This window comes from Streptomyces sp. P5F9 (assembly GCF_057961495.1).
Genome location: NZ_JBXVPZ010000640.1, coordinates 1 through 4327 on the forward strand (window position 1 = coordinate 1; position 4327 = coordinate 4327).

The following is a 4327-nucleotide window of genomic DNA, read 5'->3' on the forward strand; positions in this document are numbered from 1 at the left end:
GCCCTCGCCCGGGCCGCGCAGGCGATCGGGGAGCAGGAGGAGTACGCGCGGTGCAGCCAGTTCCTGAAGGACTCCTCGCCCGCGGCGGCCCAGACGCTGGGCTAGTCCCGTAGTCCCGTAGTCCGTGGGTATTGATGCAGGTCCGCCTGGTGTGACCAGGCGGGCCTTGCGGTCTCGGGGGACGATTGTGGAGGATGCCCGGTGGGGACCGGGGCCCCCGTGTCGATAACGGCAGGGGCGGACCGCTACCCGGAGTACGCATCAGGAGACAGCGATGTCCCAACCGGCTCAGGAACCTCAGGAGCCCGAGGCCCCGCATCTCGACTTCCAGGGGACGACCCCCTACGAGGACTACGTCCAGGCCGACGTCCTCACCCACCTCCAGCACACCCGCTCCGACGACCCCGGCGAGATGGTCTTCCTCGTCACCACCCAGGTCATGGAGCTGTGGTTCACCGTCATCGTCCACGAGTGGGAGACCGCCGCGCGCGCCCTGCGCGAGGACCGGGTGCCGGTCGCGATCGACGCGCTGAAGCGTTCCGTGCGGGAACTCGACGCGCTCAACGCCTCCTGGCGGCCCCTCGGCCAGCTCACCCCGGCCCAGTTCAACTCCTACCGCGCCGCCCTCGGCGAGGGCTCCGGCTTCCAGTCCGCGATGTACCGCCGCATGGAGTTCCTCCTCGGCGAGAAGTCCGCGTCCATGCTCGTCCCGCACCGCGGAGCGCCGCGCGTGCACGCCGAGCTGGAGAAGGCCCTTCAGGAACCGAGCCTCTACGACGAGGTGTTGAGGCTTCTCGAACGGTGCGGGCACGCCGTCCCCGAGGCCGTACTGACGCGTGACGTGACGCTGCGGTACGAGCCGTCGGAGGAGGTCGAGGCGGTGTGGACCGCCCTCTACTCCGGGGATGCGGACGACGAACTCGCCCGGCTCGGGGAGGCGTTGACCGACGTCGCCGAACTGGTCTGGCGATGGCGCAACGACCATCTCGTCGCCACCCGGCGCGCGATGGGCGCGAAGACCGGGACCGGCGGCTCCGCGGGCGTGGCCTGGCTGGAGAAGCGCGCGCAGAAGAACGTGTTCCCCGAGCTGTGGACGGCGCGGTCCCATGTCTGAACTTGCCGCTGAAGCAGAGAAGTTGGACGCTGCCGATGAACTGGCGGGCGTGCGTTCGCAGTTCGTCCTCGACGAGGTCGTCTACCTGGACGGGAACTCGCTCGGCGCGCTGCCGGCCGGTGTTCCCGGGCGGGTCGAGGACGTCGTACGCCGTCAGTGGGGCGAACTGCGTATCCGCTCCTGGGACGAGAGCGGGTGGTGGACCGCGCCCGAGCGGATCGGTGACCGGATCGCCCCGCTGGTCGGGGCGGCGGCCGGGCAGATCGTCGTCGGCGACTCCACAAGTGTCAATGTCTTCAAGGCACTTGTGGCAGCGGTGCGGATGACGGCCGGTTCGGGGCGGGACGAGATCGTCGTCGACGCCACGACCTTTCCCACGGACGGGTACATCGCCGGGTCGGCGGCCCGGATGACCGGATGCACACTGCGGCCGGTGACCCCGGCCGAGGTGCCGGGCGCGCTCGGCGACCGTACGGCGGCGGTGCTCCTCAACCACGTCGACTACCGCACGGGCCGCCTGCACGATCTGCCCGCGCTGACGGCCGCGGTGCACGCTGCGGGTGCTGTGGTCGTCTGGGACCTGTGCCACAGCGCGGGCGCGCTGCCGGTCGGGCTCGACGAGCACGGGGTCGACCTCGCGGTCGGCTGCACCTACAAGTACCTGAACGGCGGCCCGGGTTCGCCCGCGTATGTGTATGTGCGCCGGGAGTTGCAGGAGCGCTTCGACTCCCCGCTCCCCGGCTGGAACTCGCACGCCGAACCCTTCGGCATGCGCTCCGAGTACGAACCCGCCGCCGGTGCCCTGCGCGGTCGCGTGGGTACGCCGGACATCCTGTCCATGCTCGCTCTGGAAGCGGCCCTTGAGGTGTGGGACGGCGGCGGTGTCTCGATCGAGGCGGTGCGTGCCAAGTCCCTTGCCCTGACGGACTTCTTCCTGGAGTGCGTGGCGTCGTACGTCCCCGCCGGGCGGGTGGAGTCGGTGACTCCGGTGGCCCACGCGGAGCGCGGCAGCCAGGTCGCGCTGCGGTGCGCGGACGCCGGGGACGTGATGAAACGGCTGATCGAGCGGGGTGTGGTCGGCGACTTCCGGCATCCGGACGTGCTGCGGTTCGGATTCACGCCGTTGTACGTCGGGTTCGGTGACGTGGAGCGGGCGGCTCGGACGCTGGGAGACCTGGTCCGCTAGAAGCTGTACCTCGATCTAACCGTCGTAGGAGACGGGAGTGGTTAGATCTTCGGAGAGGCCGATGACGTACACCCCTGCCACGGCGGCGGCCCGCGCGGCGCGCGCGGCGCGCTCCGCGGCGGGGGTGTCCGGGGCGGTCCCGGTGGTCAGCAACTCGTAGTAGAGGGGTGCCGATACGGCCCGTACGACCTGGGAGGGATCGGTATCGGCGGGCAACTCCCCGCGTGCCACGGCCTGTTCGACGCAAGGCGTCCACTCGGCGACCCGTACCTCGTAGAAGTGGCGCAGGGCCTCGGCCGTACGGGCGTCGCAGGTCGCGGCGGCGATGACGGCGCGGAACAGGGCGCCCTGCCGGGGATCGGCCAGGGTGCGCTGCACGAGCAGGGCGTTGGCGCGCAGGTCGCCGAGCAGCGAGCCCGTCTCCTCGCGCGGCAGCGACTGTTCGGCCATGTCGACGAGGAGGTCCGCGACCAGCGCGGTCACCGAACCCCAGCGCCGGTACACCGTGGTCTTGCCGACCTCCGCCCGCCGGGCGACGTCCGAGAGGTCGAGCCGGTCGACGCCCTGCTCGGCCAGCACGTCACCCGCGGCCCGCAGCACCGCCGTACGCACGCGTGCCGTGCGGCCACCGGGGCGCAGGGTGCCGGGCTCGGGGTCGGTCTCAGGGGCGGGCTCAGGGTTGAGCTCGGGGTCGGGCTGGGATCTGTGCGCGTGCTCGTCCTCGGCGGACATTGCGGTCTCCTTGGAGTGCTGATGAGGTGCCGTGACGGGCACGGCGTCAGCGTAACGAAACAGCAGAACCGTTTAACCCTCACCCTGCGTGACATCCGCTTGTCCGCGCACGTCACCGTCCTGGTAGCGTCCCGCCAACGGTCGCAATCTTCTCCAGGTCCGCCACATCCGAACCGTTCAAATCCTCCCCCAGTGCCGAAAGCCTGGGAGGTGCCCCCATCGTCGCTGAGAGGTTGGAGCATGCCGGACGACGCAGCCGCACGTGCCGCCGCAGAAGAGGAGTCGGCCTTCTCGCACCCCGCCGTCGACCCCGACAGCACCGCCGCGTACGGCGACCACCCCGATCAGGTGATCGACTTCTACGCCCCGCGCGGCGAACGCGTGCCGGGCGAGGCTCCACCCCTGGTCGTAGTACTGCACGGGGGCGCGTGGCGCGCCCCGTACGACCGCCGGCACATCACCCCGTTCGCGGACTTCCTGGCGCGACGGGGGTTCGCGGTGGCCAACGTCGAGTACCGGCGGGGCGCGGCCCTGCCCACGCAGGGCGGTACGGGTCCGGTCGCGGGGCGCTGGCCGGACACCTTCGACGACGTCGCGGCGGCGCTGGACGCCCTCCCCGCGCTCGTACGGGAGGCGCTGCCGCAGGCCGATCCGCGCCGCACGGTGATCACCGGGCACTCGGCGGGCGGCCACCTCGCCCTCTGGGCCGCTGCCCGGCACGTCCTCCCTAAGGACGCCCCCTGGCGCACCGACGCCCCCGCCGCACTGCGCGGCGTGGTCGCCCTCGCCCCGATCGCCGACTTCGCGGTCGCCGAGAAGCTGGCGGTGTGCGACGGAGCGGCCGCTCAACTCCTGGGCGGAGAAGCCAGGTTCGCCGAGCGCCTGCCGTACGCGGACCCGTCGCTCCTCCTCCCCACCGGCATCGCGACCACCCTCGTCCAGGGCCGCGCCGACATCGTCGTCCCGCAGGCGGTCGCCGAGTCCTACGCGGACGCGGCGGCGAAGTCGGGCGAGGTCGTGGGCCTCACGCTGCTGGAGGACGTCGGCCACTTCCCGCTGATCGACCCGGCGGCGGACGCGTGCGCGGTGGTGGCGGAGGAGATCGCACAGCTGGCGTGGTGAGCGGCCCCGGCCCCCGCCCGGGTGCCTGTCCGTCCCGGTCATACCCGTAATACCTGAGAGCTACGACGCAGGTGAGCTCCCTGGTGTGACGCGGACGACGACCTCGGATCCGTAATTTTCCTTCCAGATGATCCGGCCCGACAACCGGGCGGACGGGGAGGGGAGACGGGGAT

Annotated in this window: 5 protein-coding genes; 4 read left to right on the forward strand and 1 reads right to left on the reverse strand. The window is 71.5% G+C overall.

What is annotated here, in order from left to right:
- The 3 genes from AC31A1_RS47485 to kynU form a co-directional block, all read left to right on the forward strand.
- Nucleotides 1-105: DUF3151 family protein (locus AC31A1_RS47485; RefSeq protein ID WP_489659284.1), on the forward strand; the 105-nt coding region annotated here is incomplete at its 5' end.
- Between the two features lie 169 nt (nucleotides 106-274).
- A complete protein-coding gene (locus AC31A1_RS47490; RefSeq protein ID WP_489659280.1) occupies nucleotides 275-1114 on the forward strand; it encodes a tryptophan 2,3-dioxygenase family protein in 840 nt (279 codons plus the stop codon).
- Complete coding sequence (kynU, locus tag AC31A1_RS47495; RefSeq protein ID WP_489659281.1) at nucleotides 1107-2300, forward strand: kynureninase; 1194 nt, start codon at nucleotides 1107-1109, stop codon at nucleotides 2298-2300. Before AC31A1_RS47490 ends, kynU begins: the two co-directional genes overlap by 8 nt.
- 15 nt (nucleotides 2301-2315) lie before the next feature.
- On the opposite strand, the gene AC31A1_RS47500 is transcribed toward kynU, so the two are convergent.
- A complete protein-coding gene (locus tag AC31A1_RS47500) occupies nucleotides 2316-3032 on the reverse strand; it encodes a TetR/AcrR family transcriptional regulator (protein ID WP_489659282.1) in 717 nt (238 codons plus the stop codon).
- A gap of 240 nt (nucleotides 3033-3272) precedes the next feature.
- Here AC31A1_RS47500 and AC31A1_RS47505 point away from each other — a divergent pair, with 240 nt between their 5' ends.
- Nucleotides 3273-4154 carry an alpha/beta hydrolase family protein gene (locus AC31A1_RS47505; protein ID WP_489659283.1) on the forward strand — a complete coding sequence of 294 codons (882 nt, stop codon included), beginning with the start codon at nucleotides 3273-3275 and terminating at the stop codon, nucleotides 4152-4154.
- Nucleotides 4155-4327: the final 173 nt, after the last annotated feature.